The 25,674-nt window shown below is 51.4% G+C and carries 17 protein-coding genes and 2 pseudogenes; 10 read left to right on the top strand and 9 right to left on the bottom strand.

From position 1 onward, the window contains the following. Positions 1-535: 535 nt before the first annotated feature. Positions 536-2,719, bottom strand: a complete 2,184-nt coding sequence (locus SAQUA_RS20170) for a carbon starvation CstA family protein (protein ID WP_380674442.1) — start codon at positions 2,717-2,719, stop codon at positions 536-538. Between the two features lie 169 nt (positions 2,720-2,888). Here SAQUA_RS20170 and SAQUA_RS20165 point away from each other — a divergent pair, with 169 nt between their 5' ends. Further along, a complete protein-coding gene (locus tag SAQUA_RS20165) occupies positions 2,889-3,062 on the top strand; it encodes a hypothetical protein (RefSeq protein WP_380674440.1) in 174 nt (57 codons plus the stop codon). Positions 3,063-3,851: 789 nt separating this feature from the next. Here SAQUA_RS20165 and SAQUA_RS20160 read toward each other — a convergent pair. Together SAQUA_RS20160 and SAQUA_RS20155 are read right to left on the bottom strand one after the other, a co-directional pair. Continuing rightward, complete coding sequence (locus SAQUA_RS20160) at positions 3,852-4,448, bottom strand: histidine phosphatase family protein (RefSeq protein ID WP_380674438.1); 597 nt, start codon at positions 4,446-4,448, stop codon at positions 3,852-3,854. A 27-nt stretch (positions 4,449-4,475) separates the two neighbouring features. After that, a complete protein-coding gene (locus SAQUA_RS20155) occupies positions 4,476-5,939 on the bottom strand; it encodes an SLC13 family permease (protein ID WP_380674436.1) in 1,464 nt (487 codons plus the stop codon). A gap of 106 nt (positions 5,940-6,045) precedes the next feature. Here SAQUA_RS20155 and SAQUA_RS20150 point away from each other — a divergent pair, with 106 nt between their 5' ends. Beyond that, entirely contained in the window at positions 6,046-6,942 is an 897-nt protein-coding gene (locus SAQUA_RS20150; RefSeq protein ID WP_380674434.1) for a LysR family transcriptional regulator, read from the top strand. Between the two features lie 56 nt (positions 6,943-6,998). Here the strand turns inward: SAQUA_RS20150 and SAQUA_RS20145 are convergent, their stop codons facing one another. Both SAQUA_RS20145 and SAQUA_RS20140 read right to left on the bottom strand, forming a co-directional pair. Beyond that, positions 6,999-10,019, bottom strand: coding sequence for an autotransporter outer membrane beta-barrel domain-containing protein (locus tag SAQUA_RS20145; protein WP_380674432.1), 3,021 nt, complete (start codon positions 10,017-10,019; stop codon positions 6,999-7,001). Positions 10,020-10,502: 483 nt separating this feature from the next. Continuing rightward, positions 10,503-11,504 (bottom strand): SMP-30/gluconolactonase/LRE family protein, encoded by a 1,002-nt coding sequence (locus tag SAQUA_RS20140; RefSeq protein WP_380674539.1) that lies wholly within the window; start codon positions 11,502-11,504, stop codon positions 10,503-10,505. A 590-nt stretch (positions 11,505-12,094) separates the two neighbouring features. Between SAQUA_RS20140 and SAQUA_RS20135 the strand changes: the two genes are divergently transcribed. Further along, positions 12,095-13,222 carry a fimbrial protein gene (locus SAQUA_RS20135; protein ID WP_380674537.1) on the top strand — a complete coding sequence of 376 codons (1,128 nt, stop codon included), beginning with the start codon at positions 12,095-12,097 and terminating at the stop codon, positions 13,220-13,222. A gap of 335 nt (positions 13,223-13,557) precedes the next feature. Next, positions 13,558-14,478, top strand: a complete 921-nt coding sequence (locus SAQUA_RS20130; protein ID WP_380674430.1) for a L,D-transpeptidase family protein — start codon at positions 13,558-13,560, stop codon at positions 14,476-14,478. Positions 14,479-14,678: 200 nt separating this feature from the next. On the opposite strand, the gene SAQUA_RS20125 is transcribed toward SAQUA_RS20130, so the two are convergent. Then, on the bottom strand, positions 14,679-15,395 hold the full coding sequence (locus SAQUA_RS20125; RefSeq protein ID WP_380674428.1) for a GntR family transcriptional regulator: 717 nt from the start codon (positions 15,393-15,395) through the stop codon (positions 14,679-14,681). 257 nt (positions 15,396-15,652) lie between these two features. On the opposite strand from SAQUA_RS20125, the gene mngA reads away from it, so the two are divergent. Next, positions 15,653-17,584, top strand: coding sequence for a PTS 2-O-a-mannosyl-D-glycerate transporter subunit IIABC (mngA, locus tag SAQUA_RS20120; protein ID WP_380674535.1), 1,932 nt, complete (start codon positions 15,653-15,655; stop codon positions 17,582-17,584). Between the two features lie 46 nt (positions 17,585-17,630). Next, positions 17,631-20,282, top strand: a complete 2,652-nt coding sequence (gene mngB / locus SAQUA_RS20115; protein ID WP_380674426.1) for a mannosylglycerate hydrolase — start codon at positions 17,631-17,633, stop codon at positions 20,280-20,282. A 224-nt stretch (positions 20,283-20,506) separates the two neighbouring features. Here the strand turns inward: mngB and SAQUA_RS20110 are convergent. Beyond that, positions 20,507-20,667: pseudogene (locus SAQUA_RS20110) on the bottom strand (hypothetical protein); the annotation flags it as partial. Positions 20,668-20,794: 127 nt separating this feature from the next. Beyond that, the gene (locus tag SAQUA_RS20105) at positions 20,795-21,454 is read right to left on the bottom strand and encodes a response regulator transcription factor (protein WP_380674424.1); all 660 of its coding nucleotides are present in this window, start codon (positions 21,452-21,454) and stop codon (positions 20,795-20,797) included. Positions 21,455-21,926: 472 nt separating this feature from the next. On the opposite strand from SAQUA_RS20105, the gene SAQUA_RS20100 reads away from it, so the two are divergent. The 4 genes and pseudogenes from SAQUA_RS20100 (at position 21,927) to SAQUA_RS20085 (ending at position 24,983) form a co-directional block, all read left to right on the top strand. Then, the gene (locus SAQUA_RS20100; protein WP_380674422.1) at positions 21,927-23,420 is read left to right on the top strand and encodes an APC family permease; all 1,494 of its coding nucleotides are present in this window, start codon (positions 21,927-21,929) and stop codon (positions 23,418-23,420) included. Then, the gene (locus SAQUA_RS20095; RefSeq protein WP_380674420.1) at positions 23,395-23,982 is read left to right on the top strand and encodes a DUF3156 family protein; all 588 of its coding nucleotides are present in this window, start codon (positions 23,395-23,397) and stop codon (positions 23,980-23,982) included. Before SAQUA_RS20100 ends, SAQUA_RS20095 begins: the two co-directional genes overlap by 26 nt. After that, positions 23,975-24,136: pseudogene (locus SAQUA_RS20090) on the top strand (SDR family NAD(P)-dependent oxidoreductase); the annotation flags it as partial. The gene SAQUA_RS20095 and the pseudogene SAQUA_RS20090, both read left to right, overlap by 8 nt. A 52-nt stretch (positions 24,137-24,188) precedes the next feature. Further along, on the top strand, positions 24,189-24,983 hold the full coding sequence (locus SAQUA_RS20085; RefSeq protein WP_380674418.1) for a MoaF C-terminal domain-containing protein: 795 nt from the start codon (positions 24,189-24,191) through the stop codon (positions 24,981-24,983). A gap of 45 nt (positions 24,984-25,028) precedes the next feature. Here SAQUA_RS20085 and hpaR read toward each other — a convergent pair whose 3' ends face one another. Beyond that, positions 25,029-25,481 (bottom strand): homoprotocatechuate degradation operon regulator HpaR, encoded by a 453-nt coding sequence (hpaR, locus tag SAQUA_RS20080; protein ID WP_380674416.1) that lies wholly within the window; start codon positions 25,479-25,481, stop codon positions 25,029-25,031. Positions 25,482-25,674 lie beyond the last annotated feature (193 nt).

Here is a 25,674-nt window from a genome sequence, read left to right as displayed (position 1 = left end):
TATGGAGTGCTATTAATACCCCAACGAAGTATATATTTTTTATATTTCTGTATTGAAAGTGACGTGACCTTTCTAGGCTGCGGGCCAACCTAAGGGAGGGCACTCACGCCCTCAAACCCACGATTACTGGCATTCCAACTCGCGCAACGCACGCCCGATGACGTTGCACAACAGCGGTACCAGGTGTAGTGGCATTCAGGTAATGATTCACCTGTTCCCAAGCTTGCAGTTAAGGGACACAGCCTAACTTCGGACACGGAATTTGCCGTAACCCTGCAATGATAATGCTTTGGCCCAGAGCAAAACATAGGCTGGATGGATTTACAGGTAATTGTGGCTGAGATTGGAGTCATGATCGCAAAACGTTGTTGGAGAAAGGCAAATACCTTGTGCCGCTTGCCCGAGATAATTACCTGCCTAGGTTGCCGAACATCAGCCCTCACCCCAAAAAATATACACAGCCTAATAGGTTAAATAATCCGAGTGGCAGGGAAGCCACTCGGATTATGGTCGGTATCAGCAGGATCCGTCGTGCTTAATTTGCAGCGTTGTTGGCTGTGTTATTAAACGGGTGCGACGGTTCTTTAACGCTCTCTTCAGGAACCGGTACGTAAGGGGTTTCCTGATCGGTACGTTTGGGGGTTTTGTATGCAGCCATGGCGGTTTTGATACCGAAGAAGATGATGCTGTACACCACCAGCAGGAACAGAATACTCAAACCGGCGTTGGTGTAGTTGTTCACCACGATATGGTTCATGTTGGCAATCTGTTGCGTGGTCAGCTCTGCGCCACCTTCGGCAATTTTGCGTTTGTACTCATTGGCCAGGAAGAAGAAGCCTTCCAATTGCGGATTGTCACTGAACAGCTTCAGGCCCAGCGCATAGGTAGTGCAGATCAGCAACCAGATAGCGGGGATTAGGGTTACCCAGATGTACTGGGCGCGTTTCATTTTGATCAGAACCACGGTACTCAACACCAGCGCCACAGCGGCCAACATCTGGTTGGAGATGCCGAACAGTGGCCAAAGGCTCTTAACGCCACCCAATGGGTCAACCACGCCTTGGTACAGCAGATAGCCCCACAGACCCACGCAGCCAGCAGTACCCACGATGCCCGCGACCAGCGAGTCGGTTTTCTTCAGGAACGGGACGAAGTTGCCTAACAGATCCTGCAGCATAAAGCGGCCAGAGCGGGTGCCTGCATCCAGCGCGGTGAGGATGAACAGCGCTTCGAACAGAATACCGAAGTGGTACCAGAAGCCCATATTGGCACCAGGGATGATCTGGTGGAAGACGTGAGCGATACCTACCGCCAGCGTGGGCGCACCACCGGCACGGTTCAGCACCGAAGGTTCACCGATATCTTTGGCAGTCTGCAGAATTTGCTCAGGGCTGATCACGAAGCCCCAGGAACTGACGGTGGCGGCTGCATGTGTGGTGACATCACGCAGAGAAGCCATGATCATCGGTGCATCTTCGGTACCCAGACGGTGCAAGTCGGGCATGGTAATACCCAGTGCGGCAGGCGGGGTGTTCATGGCGAAGTACAAACCGGGCTCGATGATTGAAGCGGCCACCAGCGCCATAATCGCAACAAAGGATTCCATCAGCATGGCGCCGTAACCAATAAAGCGGGCGTCGGTTTCGTTAGCCAGCAGTTTGGGGGTGGTACCAGAAGCGATCAGGGCGTGGAAGCCAGACACTGCACCACAGGCGATGGTAATAAACAGGAACGGGAACAGCGTGCCTTTCCACACCGGGCCAGTACCATCAACAAATTGGGTTACCGCAGGCATTTTCAGTTCGGGATTGAGGATCACAATACCGATTGCCAGCCCGACGATCACGCCGATTTTCAGGAAGGTTGCCAGATAGTCACGCGGTGCCAGGATCAGCCAAACCGGCAGCAGGGCGGAGACAAATGCATAACCAATCAACGTGTAGGTAATGGTGGTATCTTTAAAGGTCAGTGCCGGGCCCCAGTAAGGGTCGTGGGCGATCACACCACCAAACCAGATGGACGCGAGCAGTAGCACGATACCTATCACGGACACTTCACCCACTCGGCCAGGGCGCAGGAAGCGCATATAGACGCCCATAAACAGCGCAATTGGCACGGTAGAACAGACGGTAAACACCCCCCACGGGCTTTCGGCCAAGGCTTTAACTACGATCAGCGCCAGCACCGCTAGAATGATGATCATGATCAGGAAGCAGCCGAACAAGGCGATAGTGCCAGGGACAGGGCCCATTTCCTTTTTGATGATCTCACCCAGAGAAGCACCGTTGCGGCGTGAGGAAATGAACAGCACCAGGAAGTCCTGCACTGCCCCTGCAAGCACTACCCCGCCTAGCAGCCACAGCGTACCGGGCAGATAACCGACCTGGGCAGCCAGTACTGGGCCCACCAGTGGACCCGCTCCGGCGATGGCCGCAAAGTGGTGTCCGAACAGCACGTTCTTATTGGTTGGGACATAGTTGAGGCCATCATTGTTCACCACTGCCGGTGTGGCACGGGTGGTGTCCAATTGCATTACTTTGCTGGCGATGTAAAGGCTGTAGTAGCGATACGCCACCAGATAGACCGCTATCGAGGCGACGATGATCCACAATGCGCTGATGCTTTCGCCCCGGCGTAGTGCCACCACGCCCAGGCAAGAGGCCCCGAGTATCCCCAGTAACATCCATGGGATGTGTTTTAAAATTCCCTCGCTTTTCATGAGGTATCCTTATTCCTTTTTAAAAATTATTGATAAATCAGTTTCTTATCGTGTTCCTGTTCATTGCGCTCGAACCATCGTTGGCTGGAGTAAAACGGGCTGGAAGCGAGGTTTATGGCGCCAGACTCCCAGCCAGGAAGATCGGCAACGGCACCAGGATCGATTAAGCGTGGGCCTGTTTTTCACTCGCTGTTGCAATGCATTTGCCGGGGCAGAACGGGTTGAGGAACAGCCCATCATCACCAGCCCGGTGAAGGGAATACATATGAATTTCAGTCAGTGGTTTAATACGCTGGATGAACGGTTGGAATTGCAGGGTGAGTGGTTATGGGGGAGCGGTTGAACTCGCTATTGTTATTGCGCTGGGGCAAGGCTGGCCAAGGTACACTGCTCATGCGTTTATACCCGTCGACCTTCAAGCTGCATGGATGTTGGCTTTAGTGGTGTGGAGCCTCTTGTTGTTTTTGCCAACGGGTTATGTCAGTAAAACTATGAACCGAGAGATTTTAGCTTGATAAAAAGCCCTGAGGCTGACACTCAGGGCTTCAATCGATTGAAGGATTAATTGCACTTTTCGTGGTTTCTCCGATGTTCATAGCTATCGCAATGTTTATGTCTTTTTTTACACTCAGCGTTTTTTTGGTCGTCTTCATGTGTGTCTAGTGCGGCCATAGCGACCACAATACCTACTAGCGCGACAGCCAATAAACCGGCTTCAGCAACGTCTCTACCGCTCGTATTTGCGCAACCAACCATAGATAATGACAGTAAACCAATCAGCGCATTTCTCAACGACCTAACCATGATTATTAATCCTTTCGCCCACAGGGAGATAAAATCAATCTAACGCTACCCTATGCCAGAGAGTATTTTTGCTCAAGACAAGCGGAAGTAAGCTAAGCGAAAAGGATTGTAAGTGATGGTTGACACTAATTTACATAAAGAACCTATCACTGTTAGGGCTATTTTAAGGCTTGGGCAGTGCTCTAAATCCTCATGCTCTCGGTGTATGTGCCGGTATCTGCGTGCTGCCCGTGTCCAAACTGCCTGCGCTAAAAACGCCGCCAACACCCATTGAGATTGAAAGGCGACGTGTATATTGCAGGCTCAAGATAGGTTTGCTGGTGGCAGCCTAATCTGCCGCATCAGCATCGGGAATGAATGCGCCAATGTTATACGCTTCAAGCCGGGTTTTACCCTGTTCAATATTAAAAATCGTCAGCGTGGCTGGAGTAACAGGCAACAGGTTTTCCGGTGGCAATTTCATAAATACCTTGCATGCCGCTCTAATAACGCCACTGTGCACGATAGCCAACAGATCCGTATCCTCTTTTTCTATCCATCCCATCAGCGCTTGATGGATCCGCTGACAGAAGTCTTCCCAACTTTCACCGCCCGGAGGCGTATACAAGCCTTTTCTCCATTGCCAGTATTTCTCGGGTTCGTCAGCGATCAGGTCTGGTTTCCGCAGCCCGGTCCATTCCCCCATGTGGAGTTCACGAAGTGCGGGATCGGTGATTGCATGAGAATAACCGATAATTCCAGCCGTTTGCCTGGCTCTGCCGAGATCGGAACAAATTATCCTTACCGGCGATAATAGCCTGATGCTGTCTTTCAGTTTTTCCGCTTGCTGGATCCCTTTATTAGAAAGGGAAGAGTTATCATGCCCTTGTAAGCGGGACTCTTGATTCCAGAGGGTTTCACCGTGTCTCATTAAAATAAGACGCATATTGACTCCTTATTGTGTTTCTTATTATTAAATTCCGTAGCCGAGGAGCTGGAACCAAGTGAAAATAGCCACACATATTACACTCGCACCAATAAAACAGGTCGTCAGTCCATACTTCATTTGATCCAGAACGGAGAAATAACCCGTAGAGAAATAAATTGCATTAACCTTCGAATGCGGTGGCAATGTAATGGTATAGGTAAGCGTGAGTGATGCGGCCAATGCCAGTGTAACTGGGTCCATACCCAAAGTTTTTGCCAGAGCAATGACTGCCGGGATCAAGATCGTGGTTCTGACCGTTTTGCTAGTGAATATCAGGTGGCTATACATACAAATAAAGACAACGACAATGTAGACCAGCCAGGTACTCATGGTTTCCAACCCCAGCCCATAGACCAACTTGCCAATCAGCCATTGTGCTCCCCCGGTATTTTCGAGCGTATTACCTGCTGCATACGCCCCGGCGGCAAAAATCATCAGGTCCCATTTTATATTGGCTTCGGGCCAGGTAAGTAGCCCAATCCTAGGCATCAGGCATAATACGGCAGCAATAACTGCTGTCATATAAACGCTGACTTCAAATCCCAAAATGTCCTCGTGATAACTTTCTGTTGCCCACAGAGTGACAGCCATGAGGAAAATACCCATCGCTTTCTTCTCATTAAACGACAGTTTGCCTAACTGGAGCCTCTCTTGCTTAAGTTTTTCCAGCGCCCCCTGAAAGTCTATTTCATCTTTAAAGGAGTAAAACTTTAATCCAATAAGAAAAGAGAGAAACATACTGGTCAGTGCCAGAGGGAAAGAGGCTATTAACCAATCCATGTAACCGATATTACCGCCTGCCTGTTGATTAATAAAACCAACGGCAATGATATTCGCGGCTGTGCCGGTCATTACGCCTGAGGTGGCAATAGCATCTGCCTGAACGCCCTGCAGCATCATGACTTTACCGAAGTTACTCTTTCCTGGGGCTGCTTTATAAATCTCGAGTAGTATTAGGCAGATAGGCACCATCAGTGTTGCCCGTGCCGTTGTTGAAGGGACAAAAAACACCAGGCAGAAATTGATGATGACCAGAACAAATAAGGCTTTACGAGGTGTTTGACCAAATGTAGTGATCATCCATAACGCAAATCGCCGGGCAATGTCTGATTTAATCATGGCTGATGTCAGCACGAAGGCTGAAACCATCAACCAGATAACATCGTATCCTAGTGTACCAAAGACTAATTTTTCCTTTGATACTGTCCCCGTTAAGGGCAGGAGAATAATGACTATCATCGACGTCAGGTAAATAGGGAGAGAACCGCATACCCAGAGCGTGAGTGCGGCACAAAATATCGCAATAGACTTTAATCCCTGAGGAGATAGCCCTTCAGGTACCGGCATATTCATCAGAACAAGCAGAATAATAACTGCCAGAGGAATACCTACTTGTTTTAATGTTGGAAACTTTTTCGGTGGTGTAGGCTTCTCTAATAGCTTTTCCATAAGTTAATCCCTGGTGAGGTAAGAGAATTAGAGTTTGACTCCTGAAGGTGATTACGTAAAATTATAATAAAATATAAATACCATAAAAATTATTTATGAGGTAGGTATGGAAATACGCCAACTTGAGGCATTTGCTATTCTTTCAGAGTGCCTCAGCGTTACCCGTACGGCTGAACGTCTCTTTTGTACACAACCAGCGGTGAGCATTAGTATCAGGAAATTGGAAGAAAGCTTGAACACCACCTTGTTTGAGAGAACTAACAATCGGCTGAGGTTAACGCCACAAGGGAGAACGTATCGTGAGTATGTTCTGCAAATTCTTAGTCTTGCCAAACAGTCTCAGGAACACATGCGGCTGTTTGATCACCCTGAATCAGGTAGTATCAATATCGGAGCTAGCCACTTTTGTGGTGTTTGGGTTCTTCCCTCCGTTATTGCGCAATTTAATAAGAAATATCCCAATATTACCATCCGGTTGGATATTGATAAGACCGGGCAGTTGTTACAGAAACTTAATGTCCATGATGTGGATTTCGTGGTTATTTCTGACTACATCAATGTCAGCTCTGAAAAGAATACGTTAATGTATCTTATGGATGATCCGTTTGTATTAATTTGCCATCCACAACATAAACTGGCTAGCAAGAAAATATGTACGCAAGAAGAGCTAAAAAGTGAAACCTTTCTGATTAAACCCCAGCATTCAACGACCCGAATGTTTATGGATAAATGTTTTTCAATGTGCGGAATTCAACTGGGGAATTTAATTGAAATTGACAGTTTGGAGGGTATTAAACAGGGGGTTATCCACGGGCTTGGTGTGTCAGTTGTTCCGGCAAGATCCGTATCTCAGGAAATTAGAACAGGACTTCTGAGTGAAGTTGTACTACCAAATGTCGCTATTTCTAGAAGAATAAATAGTGTGCAGCATAAAGATAAATTGAGCTCTCCAGCAGCTCAGCTTTTCTTGACGGAAATAAAAAACAGTTTGACGGAATGGTAGTGGTTCATCAGGCAGCGAAACCCCTTCTCCTTTCAGAGAAGGGGTGATCGAGAAGATTAGAAACTCCAGGCAAAACCAGCATTAACCCGGTTATCCTGATGATTCTGCGAGACCAGACCGCCATAGCCCAATGACAGCGTAGCATTTTTGCTCACTGCCACTTCGGCGCTGGCTTTTACCACGGCACCATCCCGTGAGACCGGCACGCTGTTAACTACAAACGCTGAACTGCTGCCGCTGAACATCAACGCAGTAGCGCGATCCCGTTCACTGTACTGGTGCTGCCATCCCAACTCGCCGCGCAGGGTAACCGCTTGCAGTTGGCTATCGGCACGTAATCCCAGCGTCGAAACGGTCGCCTCAGTGTGCTGCTTATTACCTTGTAGCGCCGCTGCACCGCCATTCTCATCAATACCGCTGTTCTGGAAATTGATATAGGCCAGATTGACGAAAGGCTCAAGATTCACTGCCGAAGACTTGATACTGTAGCCCGCTTCAGCGAACAGTTGCTGAGTGCGGGCGCTATAGCTGGCGTTAGGATTATCAGACTGCGCGCCAAAACTGACGCGGCGGGAAGTCTCAATACGGTGCCAGGTATAGGTGCTGCCTGCACGCAAAGCTAAATCACCTAACTGTTTGCTGCCATATACGCCCAGATGGTAGTTGTCGCTATCGGCACTGGCGCCGAAGCCGCCATCGAGTGAAGTACGGGTGTATCCGGTGGAGATACCCATCCGCCACTGTTCAGCCAGCGCCGAATCCAACCCCATCAGAACACCGTAAGTCGAGGCCTGATAGCCTGTGGCGTTGGCATCCCCAGAAGCGTGATCCCATGCGCCTAGCAACTGCGCCCAGGCACCACCCTGGTTAACTTTGATCTCGGATGAACTGGATAGCCCTTCGCTCTGGCGCAGGCGTTCGTTCAGCGTGTCACGCAGGTAACGGCTGTCATTGATCTGGGTTGAAGCGATATCGGCATGAATTTGCCCGGTCAACTGGCTAAATGCCTGCCGTGCCTGGAACGGGGAACTGCTGGTCAGGATACTTTCATAGAGCGGGTTACCTGCCGCCAAGGTATCTGCCGCCGTGGCTACCGCACGCTGGTTTGCCGTTTGCGCTAAATCGGCGAAGGCAGTGGCGCTGCGCCCTACGCTAAGAATGACCTGATTGGGTTGATAACTCAGCGTGGTGCCGAGGAACAGATAATTAGGCTGTACGCTATCAAAATGCCCACTGATGCCCTGCTGCGCCGTCAGAATGGAATATTGTTTGCCCAGCAGGCTGTGTACCTGGCTTTCGCTAAGCAGGTTACCGCTGTTTTCCAGTGATACCGCAACCTCGCCACCGTTGAGCACGGCGGCTCCGGTGCTTTGTAGCAGATCGCTACGGCCATCTGCGGCAATTTCTACCGCATAGCGTGACCCTGACTGGAAGTTGACGCCATTGGTGACATTCATGGTGCCAATTGAGTTACCCGGAGCGACGCCACCACCCGATAACGCGGTCAATGAACCCACGGTGCCAGAACCGCCAAGCAGTGCACCCTTTTCAACCGTGACTGCGGAACTACCGTGGTTGCCGTTGACCAGCAGTGTGCCGCCCGCAACCGTTGTTTTGCCGGAGAAGCTGTTGTTCCCTGTCAGTTCGAGGATACCTGAGCCGTCTTTCTTGAAGTTGCCGTGCCCGGCAATATCATTGCCCCAGGTATCAAAAGCGCTGAAGCCCCCTTTGCTGGCATCCATGGCAACTGACACGTTGCCGTTGAAAGCGGCGTAGCCATCGGCTGCCGCATACAGGTTAAGGCGCGCCCACCCAGAACCATTATCGAGCGCATGCCCGGATTCAATTTCCGTTGTGGCAAGCACATCGCGGCGCTGTTCAGCACTCAGATATGGGAAGCGGGTGGCAAGCAACACTTCCGCACCTTCAGGTACCACTGGGGCAAGATTGGTTGGGCCGACGGGTGCCAGGCCGTAGGTCAGGCGATAAGCATATGTGGCTTTATCGTTTGCCGCCTGGGCCGAACGTTCTGCTTTGTCTGCGGCTGCACACTGGGCAATCGTGCTTTGGCACCCTTGTTCCAGCAGCGCACGCAGATCCGTTTGTGCAGCCAGCATCAGGGCCTGGAAATCGCTGGTGGTGGACATTGGCGAACCCATGATGCTCGAAATACTTTGTCCCAGATAATCCGGGTTGTTATTGAGCATTTGCGCCAGGGCATAGGTGGTCATAATACGAGCGCCGATAACGTCCAGCGCGTAGTGGACGCCCAGCGTGATACGGCTATTGCCATATTCAGAGCCACGCAGGAGAAACTCCTGAAAACGCTCGGGTACCATTTCAGCAAACAGTAGGGTACTGGCGAAGCCAAAAGCTGCATGGCCACTTGGGAAAGCTGCATTACTCTTAACGGTAGGCAGGATGCCGATCGCACTGTTGGTCTCGATACCAAAGAAATCAGCGGCACTGAAGCTTTCTACCCTTTCTGGAGCAACCTGCACCGGGCGCGAGTTACCCACGCTATTGCGGTTTTGGTCCAGCGGTGCGTAGGCCAGATCGTAGACGTTAAACACGCCACCATCAGGCAGACTGATGTCAGTAGCCGGTTTTGTAGGATCGCCATTGGCACTGCCGTTAGCGTAATAGTTTTTGGCAAAGCTGGAATCGGCCTGGATCAGTGCGTTGACCTGCGAGAAAAGCGCTTCGAAATTCTTTGAGAACGTGGTGCTCGAATAGGTTGCCGGGATCAGCGTGTTATTGGCGGAGAAGATTTCACTCATTCTAGGCCCAAGCGCATTCGCCACTAGCAGGCCGTTGTTCATTGAGCCGATCAGTGCCGCTATCGTATTGTCTGAAATGGCTCTGGCGCGCTGCGCGTCGGAAGAACTGTTGTTGATATCAATCGAGGTGTTGAGGTTTTGGTTTAGGGCGTTGCGCCCTTCAACGCTGTTGTTAAGCTGGCTGAATCCTTCGATCAGCTTGGTGGCTTCGACGGTTCTTGTCGCGGCCCCATGGGCACTCCCCAGAGAAAGAAACACTGCTATCGACAGCGCTGATAATGTTGTTTTTTTTAGCATTTCCGGTCATCCCTAATAACCCTATGAATTAGCACGCCATGTATTAACAGTTTTTGATGACGTTTTTATTAATGCGGGCGCAGGGGAGGTGGTTACCAGTAACCCCAACCTGGGCATAGTGATGAAATTTGGTGGTAAAACCATGAAACCCTGAAGCAGTTTCAATAGCAGACTGGTGAATGGTAGAGGAAGTGACGTTATTTATGTCGCCCCAGTCAAAAACCCGGCAGCAAAGACCATTGCCACCGGAGATTTTACTGCAAACGCCGGTTTGGTAATGTCGGTGCAATAATTAAACGCCTGCGGGCAGGCACGAGGTTGATGACAAAGTCGCCTTCTGACCCGAGATACCCGGGGCTAGCGCACCGAGGGGCGCTCCGACGGCTTACGCCGTTACGACCCCATCGGCACGCTCTCCCTAATAACGGGGTTTGTCAGCAGTCTGACGCCTGCGGGCAGGCGCTTAATTAAACGGACAACGGATTACTTTAACGCAATTCTAATCACGTCATCTGGCTCACTGGCTTCTTTATCGCGGCTTGCTGCCTGTTTTACGCTCACATACAGGGTTTGACCATCGTGTGACAGCGCCAGACTGTTCGGGTGAACCGGCGTCTTGAAGGTATTGAGCAATTTGTAGCTTTTAGCGTCGACTACGCTAACGGTACCTGCTTTACGGTGAGTAACGTACACTTCATTGCGTATCGGGTTAAACAGCACCGCCAGTGATTCTGGTACATCGATCTTTTGCAGAATATTGCCGTTGCGGGTATCGGCCACAAACAGTTGCGGCTGTTTGGAGTCGGTAATAAATGCGCGGTGCGTGGCCGGATCCAGGCTGATATTCAACAAGAAATGTTCTTTCGACTCATCCAGCTTTTTACGCGAGATAATTTTGTTGGTTTTGGTGTCGATAGTGACCAGTTCACCATCGGCATTGGTCACGTAAAGGCGGCTGGCAGCGGCATCCAGTGCTAAACCGGTGCCGAATTTCCCGGTTTCGGTGATAGTGGTGCGCAGGGTCAGATCCTTGCCATCAACTACCCAGACCACGCTGGAATCACCCAAACCGGTGATATAGACCGTGTCTGTGCTGGCATCTGCTACCAGTTCGCGCGGTGCCAGCGGTTTGACGCTATCAGAGCGTTTACGAGCGTCCAGCACCAGACGGCCTTTGACTTCACCGGTTTTGCCATCGATGGCGGTCACTGAGTTATTGACCGTGTTACCGAAGTAAAGTGTGTTGGTTTGTGGATTGATAGCAGCACCAAACGGCTTTATCTCGTTATGAATGATTTGCGTGATCTCTAGCGTTTGTGGGTCCAGGCGATAGATGATGCCACCCTTATCCAGCTTGCGGCTTTGTGAGGTAGCGAGATAGAGTGCATTCTCACCCTGGCTGTACACCATTTCGTAAGCGCCTTTCCCCACGGCTTTTCTCAGTAACTCAGGTTCTGTTTGTGCTTGTAATACAGAGGAAAACATCAGCGTGCTCAGGAGCAAAAAAGGATAAATCGCACGTTTACTTAGCTTTCGGCCCGTTGTCATCTTGGGGGTCATAACATCTCCATTTGATCAAAGTACTACAGGTCACCGCAGGGAGACTCCCTGGGGGTTTGAGGCTCAGCATTGAGTCCCAGGAAAATCTGGTCGGTTACGCTACCTTACACTCAATTGTTGAACGCTAATGATAATCATTATTTTTAATAAATGGCAGCATTTTATCGCTGATGGAGAGGGATTCATGCGAGTGCAAGGGTAGGGGAAAACCTTTAGTGAAAGGATTTGCTTCCAGACAACGGGTTGTCCTGAGTGCCCTTGTGTATACGAGATAGCAGTGCAGGCTGTTGTAAAATGGCTTAAGCATATTTTATTGGTTAAATTTTTATATAAAAATTAAATCATTTTCTTGGTATAGGATTCTGGCTAATAGCAGGAATAAACTGCGTATTATTAACTGTTTTTTAACTTTTAAAGTTAATCATTAAGATCTATTTTGTTGATCGATATTTGAGAGTTTGTTACCTTTCATCACCTGGATTGTATAAATAAAACAATGGAATGAGAGTGTGGACATGGAAAGCTGCAAGCATCAGATGTTCAGTGTGTACTGCTGGGATAGCAGAATTTATCATGGTATAAACCGCCGGCAGCTAAAGCCTATTCGAGCGAAAGATAAGGTGAGGATTTATACAGCGACATTTTATTCACTAGCTGTTTTTTTTATTCTTATTTTCTGGAGTAAGTCTATTTTTGCCGATGTCCCTAATACTTTTTTTGGACACGGATTAAACAGGTTTGTGGTTGAAGTAGAGAGTAGCCGCTTTCCTAGTCGCCGTGCCGGGGCGACTCTTCAAGTATCTTATGTTGATGCATCTCGTAGGCAATATGGACTCTTTTATATTAATGAAACCGGTAAATCACGGCCTATGAGTTATTTTAGATCCGAAACTCAGCTTCCTCGTTCGACAATTAACCCCGGTTATTTAAAATTAAATGATAACCTTGATGTACAAGTTGAGATCGGTAGCCGACATATCGTCCCTTTCAATTGGACGACATTAGGAACGCCAGGTATCGACTTGGTTGATGGCTTTGGTTATAACTCAAGATTCGATTTTGGATTGAGGGGGGTGCTCCGACTGAAGTTACGTCGGGATATCATTGGCGGTGCCGTATTGCTGGACCGTGATGTTTTAGTGACTTCGGTGTATCGTTCTATGAGTTTAACTCCACCGCCTGCATGGATCCCGCAGGATCCGGAACCAGCTTTCGAAATCGCTCTTGAAGGGCAAATCGTTCCAACACCCGTTGAATGTCGTATTACGAATGTTCGAGGGGGCGATGTAAGGTTCGGCGATCTGAATGCGGCGGATATTACCACCAATGGCAGCCGTTATGGTCAGGAAATCCTGCTGTCTTATCAATGCAACAGTGAACTTAGCCTACCGATAAAACTTGATCTGGTTGCTGCCTCCAGCAGTTTCTCCAACAATTTTATCGCCACCAGCAACCCCGATCTGGGGATCGTGATGAAACATGGCGACACCACAGTAAGGCCCTGGAGTAGCTTCACCAGCATTCTGCTGTATGGTAAAGGTGGTGACCGTATTTATGTTGCCCCGGTTAAGAATCCGGCAGCAAAAACGATAAGTACCGGCGATTTTACCGCGTTTGCTGTCTTGATCATGTCGATTCTGTAATGCGGTGGCAGGGGCTGAAATAAAATCCTTTGCAGGGTGCATATAGCTGGTGGATCTATCTGCACCTTTCTCTGCACTTTAACTACGCGCGAGAATCATTAGGTGGCTCGAAACCCTGCTTGGAAGCGCCTAATTTTCTGCAGAAACGGTCGCTGAGGGGTAGTGTTTACAAAAAATTCACGTCGAACCACATTTGGCGACAAAAAAGTGTGATTTTTACTCCAGTAATGTTTCCCTCTTGGCGGCTAGTGCACATATAATGCGCATCCGGTCACACTTGGCCGGATTTAACCTATACCATCCATAGCCAGTGCGGCCAACACTCCAATACGAAGATGAAAATGAGCATTCGCGCGTTATTAACCCTGTTTACAGCTTTAGCTGCCTTCAGTCAGGCTGCTTTTGCCGTTGTATACCCTCTGCCAGCCAAAGATAGCCGCCTAGTCGGCGAGAATATCCAGATCACCGTGCCAGCAGATAGCAAGTTGCCGTTGGAGAGCTTCGCGGCTCAATACCAGATGGGCCTGAGCAATATGCTGGAAGCTAACCCTGGCGTTGACCCATTCCTGCCGCTACCGGGCAGTACGTTGACTATCCCACAGCAACTGATCCTGCCTGATACACCGCGTGAAGGCATTATCATTAACAGTGCTGAAATGCGCCTCTACTACTATCCGAAAGGCACCAAAACGGTGGTTGTGCTACCGATTGGTATCGGTCAGTTGGGTAAAGATACACCACTAAATTGGATCACCAGCGTACAGCGCAAAAAAGACGGCCCTACCTGGACACCGACGGCTAAAATGCGCGAAGAGTACGCCGCTGATGGCGTGATCCTGCCTCCGGTATACCCTGCGGGCCCGGATAACCCAATGGGGTTGTATGCGCTGTATGTTGGTCGTCTATACGCCATTCATGGCACTAACGCCAACTTTGGTATCGGCCTGCGCGTGAGCCACGGTTGTGTCCGCCTGCGCAATGACGACATTAAATATTTGTTCGACAGCGTGCCAGTGGGAACCCGCGTACAGTTTATCAACGAGCCAGTTAAGGCTTCCGTTGAACCAGACGGTTCACGCTATCTGGAAGTACACAATCCACTTTCAGCTTCTGAGGAAGAGTTAAAGTCGAAAGAGCCGGTGCCGATCACCATTTCTGAGTCAGTTGGCAAGGTGTTGAATGATCCTGCTATTAACCAGAGCGAAGTGGACGCGGCAATCCGTGCGCGTAGCGGTATGCCGGTTAGAGTAAACTAATCTTTGAGACGCCCATGGGCGTCTCAGACTGCTGACAAAGCCTGTTATTAGGGAGAGCGTGCCGATGGGGTCGTAACGGCGTAAGCCGTCGAAGCGCCCCTCGGTGCGCTAGGCCCGAGTATCTCGGGTCAGAAGGCGACTTTGTCATCAACCTCAGACGCCCATGGGCGTCTTTTTTATCTGGAAGGCCAAGCAAGAAATCAGCGTGCCCGCTTGGCTACCAGCGTGAACTTGTAATCTTCGCTTTTAAAGAAATTCCGGCTGAATTCAAACACAGTGCCGTCGCTGAGGAAACCGGTAGAGACTTTCTCCAGGATCGGTTTCTGCGCATCAATGCCGAGGGCGTTGACCACATCCTCGGTAGGCATTACCGGGATGATTTCCTGCTCACTGCGGTCGATGATCAGTTTCTTGACCTGCTCAATATAGTGATACTTGGATTTTTGCATCACTTCGTAACTGAGGTCGGGGAACAGTGCCAGCGGCATCCAGGTTTCTTCCAGCGTGACCGGTTTCTGTTTGATATAGCGTACCCGCTTTACGTAATACACCTTGTCTTCGGTTGTCAGGTGCAGCGCATTGGCAATTGCCGGGCTGGCTTTAGCCACTTCAAATACCAGCACGTCGCTGTGGGTTTCCACATTGCGATCCGCTAACTTTTCATAAAAGCTGGTGAGCTGATAGATATCGTAATTCACCTTCTCTTCTTTAACATACCAACCACTGCCTTGAAGGCTTTCGATCACATTCTCCTCGGTCAGCAATTTTAATGCCTGACGGACCGTTACCCGGCTCACCCCGTACTGTTCGCGCAACAGAGCCTCTGTTGGTAACGCGTCGCCGGGCTTAAGCTCACCGTCGGCAACCTGTTGACGCAGGGAGTCTGCGATCTGGCGATAGATAGGTTTCTTGCTCACGGTATATTGTCCCCGTTGGCGGTATGAAGTTCTGCCAGCATTCTAGCCTTGGCTAGCAGATAAACAAACTGATAACTCGGGCATAGAGAGAATTGTCACCGCTGTTGCTTTGAAAGTTGTTTAATACAAATATAATACAAAAATAGCATTGATTTGAAATTGATCACAAAATGGTATTAACTTGCTTGCTATGATCGCTGCCTAACTGCAGAGGAGCCGAATGGCCTCCTGTGAATGTGGCAAACCCGAGGATTATGATGAACCTGAGCAGCCTGACCCACCCCAGCCTGATAAACCTGCAAACGGAGTTTGCAGGGCGCGATCAGGCCATTCATCAGCTTGCCGATCAACTGGCCGCGCAAGGCAAACTGCATGACAAAGATGCTTTCCTGCAGGCGGTATTTGACCGTGAAGCGCAAGGCCCCACCGCACTAGGAGAAGGGCTGGCAGTGCCACATGGCAAAAGCGATGCCGTGAAGGAAGCGGCGTTTGCCGTTGCCACGTTGAAGACACCGCTGGAATGGCAAGGGATCGACGGCCCAGAGAGCGTCAATCTGATCTTCCTGCTGGCGATCCCGCAAGCTCAGGCCGGTTCCACCCACATGCAGTTGCTGACCACCCTGACGACGGCGTTGGTGGATGATGACGTTCGTGCGGCAGTGCTGCAGGCCAACTCGCCGGAACAACTTTTAGCCCTGTTGGCTGCGGGAGCGCCTGAGCCAGCACCCCAGCCGGAAAGTCAGGATAAGTCCCGGCCAACGGTGGTATGCGTCACGGCCTGCCCAGCGGGTATTGCGCACACCTATATGGCGGCAGAATATCTTGAAAAAGCAGGGCGTAAGCTCGGCATTAACGTCTATGTTGAGAAACAGGGCGCTAACGGAATCGAAGACCGACTGACTGCGGAACAGCTTAATCAGGCGACCGCCTGCATATTCGCTGCTGAAGTGGCGATCAAGGAAGTCGAACGCTTCAACGGTATTCCGCGTATTGAAACGCCGGTAGCAGAGCCGATCAAACATGCCGAGCGCATCCTGCAACAGGCGCTGGCCGCTGGCCAATCTGCAGAAGGTACAACGCGAGTGCTGCAGAAAGAAACGGTAGCACCAAAAAATAGCGTGAAGACCGAGCTCAAGCAGGCATTACTGAGCGGTATCTCTTTTGCCGTGCCGTTGATCGTGGCGGGCGGTACGGTGTTGGCCGTTTCGGTGTTATTGGCACAGATCCTTGGGCTGCAACATCTGTTTGATCAGGAGAACTCCTGGCTGTGGATGTATCGCAAACTGGGCGGCGGCATGCTCGGCACCCTAATGGTACCGGTTTTGGCCGCCTATACGGCGTATTCATTGGCGGATAAACCTGCTCTGGGCCCTGGCTTTGCCGCCGGTCTGGCAGCGAATATGATTGGTTCCGGTTTCCTTGGCGGTGTGGTCGGTGGTTTGATCGCCGGTTATCTAATGCGTTGGGTCAAGACCCATGTGCGTCTGAGCCCGAATTTCAATGGCTTCCTGACATTCTATCTTTACCCGGTGATTGGCACGCTGGTGGCGGGTAGCCTGATGCTGTTTGTGATTGGTCAGCCGGTAGCCTGGCTGAACAACAGCCTCACCGCCTGGCTTAACGGTCTCTCAGGTACCAATGCGCTGGTATTGGGTGCGATCCTCGGCTTTATGTGTTCGTTCGATCTGGGCGGCCCAGTCAATAAAGCGGCCTATGCGTTCTGCCTGGGGGCGATGGCTAACGGGGTTTTCGGCCCCTATGCCATTTTTGGCGCGGTCAAAATGGTATCTGCCTTTACCGTTACCGCTTCCACGATGTTGGCTCCACGCCTGTTCCAGCAGTTTGAGATTGAAACCGGCAAGTCCACCTGGCTGTTGGGGCTGGCGGGCATTACTGAAGGGGCTATCCCGATGGCGATTGAAGATCCATTGCGGGTGATCGGCTCCTTCCTGGTGGGTTCAATGGTTACCGGAGCGATTGTTGGCGGAATGGGCATTGGCCTGTCTACGCCGGGGGCGGGGATCTTCTCGCTGTTCCTGCTGCATGACAACGGCCTAGGAGGGTTGTTCTCTGCCGCCATCTGGCTGGGCGCGGCGCTGCTTGGCACTGTGATCTCCACTCTGGTGCTGATCATCTGGCGGCGTCAGGCAATGAAGCAAGGCAAGTACGCTATCGTTCAACCGCAGTAATTTTTTTGGCACGGTGCAGGCCGTGCCTTATTTTTAGGAATTGATAATGAAAGCTGTATCACGTGTTCACATTACGCCACATATGCATTGGGATCGTGAGTGGTATTTCACCACCGAGGAGTCACGCATCCTGCTGATTAATAATATGGAGGAAATACTGACCCGGCTGGAAACGGATCCTGAATACCGCTTCTATGTGTTGGATGGTCAAACGGCGGTGCTGGAAGACTATTTTGCCATCAAGCCAGAAAACCATGCGCGGGTGAAAGCGCTGGTCCAGGCTGGCAAGCTGATTGTTGGCCCCTGGTATAGTCAAACCGATACCATGGTGGTGTCCGGTGAATCCATCGTGCGTAACCTGATGTACGGACTGCGCGATTGCCTGTCTCTCGGGGAACCAATGAAGATTGGTTATCTGCCGGATTCGTTCAGCATGTCCTCGCAACTACCGCATATTTTCAACGGTTTTGGCATTACGCGCGCCATGTTCTGGCGCGGCTGTTCCGAACGTCACGGTACCGATAAGACCGAATTCCTGTGGCAAAGCAACGACGGCAGCGAAGTGGTGGCACAGGTGCTGCCATTAGGCTATGCCATTGGCAAATACCTGCCAGAAGATGAAGCCGGGCTGCGTAAACGGCTGGACAGCTATTTCAACGTGCTGGAAAACGCCTCGGTCACTAAAGATATCCTGCTGCCGAACGGCCATGACCAGATGCCGCTGCAACAAAATATCTTCCAGGTTATGGCCAAGCTGCGCGAGATTTACCCGCAGCGTGAATTTATCATGAGCCGTTTCGAGGAAGTGTTCGAGCGGATCGAAGCCAGCCGCGAACGCCTTGCCACGCTGAAAGGGGAGTTTAACGACGGCAAATACATGCGCGTGCACCGTACTATTTCGTCAACTCGCATGGACATCAAGATCGCTCACGCCGAGATCGAGAACAAGATCGTCAACATTCTCGAACCGCTGGCGGCTATCGCCTGGTCATTGGGCTTTGAATATCATCACGGCCTGTTGGAGAAAATGTGGAAAGAGATCCTGAAAAACCATGCCCACGACAGCATCGGTTGCTGCTGTAGTGACAAGGTACATCAGGAGATCATGACCCGCTTTATTCTGGCGGACGACATGGCGGAAAACCTGGTGCGCTTCTATATGCGCAAGATTGTCGACAATATGCCGGTGCAGCACAGCGATGCCGCAGGCTCGGTGGCCGACAAACTGACCTTCTTCAACCTGCTGCCATACCCACGTGAAGAGGTGATCAATACCACTCTGCGTATTCGTGCCCAACAGTTTTCGCTGGTAGACGAACAGGGCCAGCCGGTTGAGTACTTTATTCGTGCCGCACGGGAAATCGATCCTGGGCTGGTGGATCGCCAGATTGTCCATTACGGCAATTACGATCCCTTTATGGAGTACGACATTCAGCTGTATCAAACGCTGCCAGCAATGGGATATTGCACCCTGCATATTCATGCCAATCAGGCGGGTAAACAGCGTCAGCCTGCGGCGCAAGCGGCAGATCTGCTGGAAAATGCCTATTATCGCATCAGCCTGAATGCAAACGGCACGCTGGATATTGAAGATAAACACACTGGCTGCCGCTACCAGCAGGTATTGCAGTTGGAAGAGGGCTCTGACGACGGTGATGAGTATGACTATTCACCTTCCCGCGAAGAGTGGCTGATCTACTCTACCGAAACGGCAGTGACGACCGCGATCGCCCATGAAGCATGGCAGAGCACGGCAACGCTTTCGTTGCGTATGGCGCTGCCTGCCAATCTGCCACAGCGTGCGCAGCGTGTAACCGATGGTTATCTCGACGTGCAGTGTCAGATCACGCTGGCGCACAACAGCCGCCGGATCGATATAGACATGTGGCTGGATAATCAGGCCGACGATCACCGCGTGCGGGTGCTGATCCCAACGCCATTCGCCAGTGAAACCGTGCTGGCAGATAACCAGTTTGGCTGTATCACCCGCCCGGTAGACGATCCGGCCATGGCGTACTGGCAGGAGGAGGGCTGGAAAGAAGCCCCAATCCCGGTATGGCAGTTGATGAACTTTGCCGCGTTGCACAATGAACATCATGGGCTGGCGCTATTTACCGAAGGGCTGCGCGAGTTTGAGGTTATCGGTGAACGCCGGGATACCTTTGCCTTGACGCTGTTCCGTTCGGTGGGGGTATTGGGTAAAGAGGAATTGTTGCTGCGGCCAGGCCGCCCTTCGGGGATCAAGATGCCGACGCCGGATTCGCAGATGCGTGGCAAATTGCATTGCCGCTTCAGCCTGTTCAGTTTTGCCGGCGACCCGCATCAGGCAGGGGTTATGCAGCAGGCCAGGGCTTACGTTACGCCGGTTCGTTGTTACAACAAGATCCCGTTTGATGCGATGAAGTTGAATCAGGCCACTTTCCGCACCCCGCAAAGCTTTAGCCTGCTGTCGATGCCAGAGTCAGGCCCGGTATTGAGCGTGCTGAAAAAAGCCGAAGATGCCGATGCGCTGATTATCCGCGTCTACAATCCGTCCGAACAGGTAGCGATGGCGGGGCAGTTAACGGTTGCAACGCCACTGCAGGAATGGCTGGAAACCGCAATGGACGAACAGCCCCTGCCGCTGCAGGGTATATCCAAAGGTGATTTCACCACGTTGGCCCCTTGCCAGTCGAAAACGTTTCGCTTTAAGTCCTAAAGCGCGCTAGAGGCAGAGGCGTGGATTTCCATGCCTCAGACTGCTGACAAAGCGCGTTATTAGGGGGAGCGTGCCGAAGGGGTCGTAACGGCGTAAGCCGTCGGAGTACCCCTCGGTGCGCTAGCCCCGTGTATCTCAGGCTAAAAAGCGACTTTGTCATCAACCTCAGGCGTGGATTTCCACGCCTCTCACCGTTACTCCCTGAATTGACGCGCCAACTGATCGATAACCACCTCGACAGCGGAACACGCCAATCCGGCAGAGAGCTTGGCTATCTCATAGCTGCCGGGCCTAACGGTGCCTCCTCTCCCAACATTCCGCCGCTATGGTCGCTGAAGTGCCAGAAACAGCGTTCATCGAAGAAAAAACCGGTTTTTCTTTTCACCTTATGACTCCTGTTAAACGGCGCGGCGCGCGCGGTGAAGCCAGCGTTATCAACAACAGTGGCAGTAGTGCGCAGGTTGCGCCAGATTTGGTGGTTCTTGTCAGCAACTGACTGGAGTAAAGCGGGATCAGCCGTGGGCAATAAAGCCGCTGGAGACCAGTTCGGTGCGGTTTACCACGGCGGTTTTGGCAAAGATATTGCGCATATGTGTTTTCACCGTCGAAAGAGAAATATCCAGCTTCAGGGCAATGCGTTTATTACTGGCCCCTTCACGCACCATGTTGACGATCTCCTGCTCTTTGGCGGTGAGCAGCATGGCTTCTGCCTCTGGGAGCAGGTCGCGCGTGGCCAGTTCGATCAACGGCAGCACCGCCCGCAAACGGCTACGCTCCAGTTCGGTGAAGGGCGTGTCGCGGATCAGGGAAACACCGGCAATGATCCGCTTGCGCTGACGGATAAAGATCTCCGTCATATCGAGCATGCGGTTTGGCAGCATAAAGTCGTGATAATAGTGGCGATTGTTGGCGATTGCCGTGGGCGTCATGCTGACCATGGTGATGTCTTGCTGGTGGAAGTTGGCTGGCTTCATCGGATCAAGCTGTTGAAAGTGTTCCAGATACTGCTTGTGGGTGTTATCCGCAATGCCATGCAGCACATAGTGCTGCGGCAGCAGATTGTGATCCACTAGGTAAAACACCCCAGAAGAAACCGGGATCAGGTGCGCAATGGTAGTCAGACAGCTTGATATAAACGCGTCATTACGCATGGGGGATGATGTTGTTTGCATGATTCATTTTCCTCCCTGATCGCTCAGTAACCTGGAGAGTACCGGATAAGGTACCTGGCCAACATGTGAACGATGCAAGCATAGGCACAGCATTTAATTAACACAATGAAAACATATTAACAACGTGAGCGTGATTACAATAAAATACATTAATAACAACACCCCCGTGTTTATCTAACCGGCTTTTCTATGGTGTTCTCAAGCTGATTTATTAATACATTAATGAAATAAAATCGGCACTTTCATGCTGATTTTTCAATGAGTTTTCCACTTTCTCTGGGGGCTCAGCGCTCTGTTGGAATGATGCCCACCGAGCAGCCAATCAACGAGTATCACCTCGTCCTTAAGGACGATAGCCATTTTTTTCCTTTCCTTCCTATAGTGAGATTTCTGCCCTTGGCGCCATACCCTGACTTTGGGTATGTAACACCTTGTTAACAACACCGGGTCAAAATACTAAGAGGAAGTAACCATGAACCTGTCGTCACGGCTCCATGCCCAGCTTGAACGGGGCAAGGTCGGGTTCCCCACCACGTTGGCCAGTTCGGTTGGGGTAATAATGGCCAGCCCGGTGATCCTGACCGTCACCAGCGGTTTTGGTATCGGTGGCGATACCTTTGCGCTGGCGATGCTGATCGCCTTTATCATGATGCAAGCACAGCTCACTACCTTTTCCGAAGCGGCGGCAATGCTACCGACGACCGGTTCGGTGTATGACTATATTTCCTGTGGTATGGGGCGCTTCTTTGCCATTACCGGCACCCTGTCTGCTTACCTGATTGTCCATATCTTTGCTGGCACCGCTGAGACCATTCTTTCCGGCATCATGGCGTTGGTAAATTTTGAGCATCTCAACACCCTGATGGAAAGCCATAACAGTTCATGGATGGTGGGCGTTGGGCTGGTGATCACCTTCGGCGTGCTGAATGCGTTTGGGATTGAAGCTTTCGGCAAGGCGGAAGTGGTACTGACGTTTTGTATGTGGACCACGCTGATGATTTTCTCCATCAGTGGGTTACTGTTACCCCACGCGGTACCGTTGGAAGGGTGGTTTGGTTCTACGCTTAATGTCAGCGATCCCTTTGCGGTATTCAGCCTGGTCGGTATGGCTATGTTCATGTTCGTGGGCTGCGAACTGGTCACGCCGATGGCACCGGAGATTAAACAATCACACCGGGTGATCCCGCGTGCAATGTCGCTGGGACTGTGTGGCGTGGCGTTGTGCATGGCATTGTATGGTGCGGCACTCAGTCATCAGGTGGAAAACGTGATGGTAGATGCGGCCAATAACGTTCGTCTGCTGGACACGCCGATGGCTATTCCGGCATTTGCCGGTCAGATAATGGGTGACTTTGGCAAGTATTGGATGGGGATCGGGCTGCTGCTGGCTGGTGCCGCCACCATCAATACCCTGATGGCAGCCGTACCGCGCATTATCTATGGCATGGTGCTGGATGGGGCTATGCCGCGTATGTTTGCTTATCTGCACCCTCGCTTTAAGACACCTGTGGTGGCAATCGCGGCGGGGGTGTTGATCCCTTGCCTTCATGCTTTTGCCATTCAGGGTAACCTGGACCGCATTATGCCAATGGTGCTGGCAGCGGTGTGTGCCTGGGGCGTGGCCTACCTGCTAGTCACCTGCTCGGTGGTGATACTGCGTATCCGCCGCCCTGACCTGCCGCGCGCCTATAAATCGCCGTGGTTCCCGTTGCCGCAGATCGTCTCCAGTATCGGTATCCTGCTGGCAATCTTCAACATTACCCCGCCCGGAATGAACCCCAGTGATGTCTATATTCCCTTTGGCATCATGATTAGCCTGACCGCTGGCTACGCGCTGTTCTGGACGCTGTGCGTGCAGAAGGTCAACCCATTCAAGCCGGTACCGGTTGAGGAAGTGCTCGAGAGCGCTTTTAACAAGGCTGAAGCTGCGGAGGTGGAATTTGATCGGCTTACTTCCCTCACTTAATCGTTTCTGGCACCGCGATCCTCCCGGTTATCAGCCGGGGGTGACGCTGGATCGTCTGGTCAACAATCTGCGCCCTTATGCTGGTGAACGGCTGGCGGTTAACCAATTGCGGCTGACGCTCCCCGAAGGACCGGTTATCGATGTGACTGAGCAGGTGCAGTCACTGTTTCTGGCACATATCGTCACCCAGCGTTTTCACTCTCAAGGGAGCACCCGGTTCGCCGAACCTATGGTGCTGGACTTTATTACCGGCGGTTGGTTGCGCCGCAATGGCATGATTTATCGCACTAAAGCCCGCCATGAAGACGCCCGGCAACTTGTTGCCGCGCTGCATAAGTACCCGCAAATCGCTGAAACATTGGCAAAGCTCGATTTTCGTCGCGTCAGGCTGACGATTAAGCAGGGTAACTGGCGGTTGGAGATTGAGCATTTTGCCGCATCCGAAGTGGTTAGCCGCCTGCCTGCTAGCCGCCGCTATTTGCGCTTGGAAGCCGAACAACGCCGTTTACTGTTTAGCAGCTTCCTGATGATCGGCCAGTTGATGGAGAAACTTAATGAGTAGAGTGGTGGTGATTACCGGCGGGGGAACCGGCATTGGTGCTGCCTGTGCCCGCCTGCTGGCGCAGCAAGGCGACCGGGTGTTTATCGTTGGCCGCCGCCGTGAGCCGCTTGACGCCCTGGCCGATGAAATTGGCGCACAGGCTATTGTGGCCGATGGCGGATCGACGATTGTTGATGTGCCAACGTTATCCCTTTAAGGAGATTTTCATGAGTTCAGAAGCGGTTTTTATCCAGGTTGGTGCGCTGGCAGAAGGTTTCGCCCCTCACAGTCATACGTTGGAACAGCAGCAGGATTTAGCCGGTACTACGCTGGTTTTCCATTTCGCCGAGGGGGATAGCGTTAGTTGCCAGTTCAATCACGATCAAACGTTACTCTGGGGGCAACAGCGCGTTGATTATCGTGCCACCAGTATCCGCCCGGAGATCCTGTTTATCGATTTTCTCGATCCACAGCGTGCCAATGGCAGTATCACACTGGTGTGTCACCGCCAGATAGGCAATTTCACCGCTGTTTACGGCCAACTGCCGGATGAGGCACAGGCGCGGTTGGATGCGTTCAGCCGCGTGGAACAGGGGTTGCCGCTAACGGCGGTGAATGCCGAGTTCCGTTTTGGAAGATTGGATCACAGCACCGCACCGTTGCCACAGTTTACCGACGAACTGATCGGCATGCGTAATATGTATACCTACAGCCCGACCGAACGTTATGAGCATATTTATCTGAATGACAATTTCTATGCCTGGCAATGTCTGGATGGCGTTGAGAAAGGGTTGGCAGATGTTGATCGTTGCCATTACGTCAAGGTGGCAGAAAAACTCTACCTGTTTGTCTGGCGCGAAAAGATTATCCCGACGCTCGGCGTTGTGATGATTGATCTGCAGGGAATGCGTACCGACGGCAAGATCCTCGGTTATCAAGGCAGTGATTTCAACCGCCTGAGTAATTTTGCCGTCGGTGCTCATGCACAGATCCTTAACACTACTCGTCATCCACAGGCCTGAGCATCGGGTGTTCAAGAAACGCCTTGAGTAGAGCCTGAAGCCACCTTACTCGTCTGAATCATTGCCTGCCGGGTTATCCGGCAGTTTCTCCCTCAGACGAATCAACTCATCAAGCAAAGCCATCAGTTGTTCCATCTTCTGCTTCGAGAATGCCGCTTCGATTTCGCTATATCCCTGTTCCACCTGATGACGGGCCAGTTCATACAGCTCCTGGCCTTGCGGGGTTAGCGACACATACAGCTTGCGTTGATCGTTAACCGGCTTGAGGCGGAAGATCAGTTTATCCCGCTCCATGCGCGACAGAATGCCCGTCAGGCTGGGGCGCAGAATGCAGCTTTCTGCCGCCAGTTCATGGAACTCTATTGAACGGTTGTTGGCCAATACGCGAATGATGCGCCACTGCTGTTCCGTCAGATTATGGTTTTTCAGTATCGGGCGGAAGAATCCCATGGCGGTTTCACGCGCCTGCAGCAGGGAAATGGTTAAAGATTCATGCATGTTGTTGGCCTTTACTTCCTACGAGTTCAATCAGTGTATTTCGCCCTCCTCCTAATAGATCAGGTGAAGAGACATCTCAAATTTATTAACAACTTAATAGTAGCCAATTTTTGCGCACTGTAGAACGTGAAAACGCCTGCTACGGCGTAAAAATAGGCTGAAAATGCTTAAGGCGATGATTAATAGGGTTAAT

Origin of the sequence: Serratia aquatilis (genome assembly GCF_044865145.1) — a bacterium.
GTDB classification, from domain to species: Bacteria; Pseudomonadota; Gammaproteobacteria; order Enterobacterales; family Enterobacteriaceae; genus Chania; species Chania aquatilis.
This window is presented reverse-complemented; position numbering and strand designations above follow the sequence as displayed.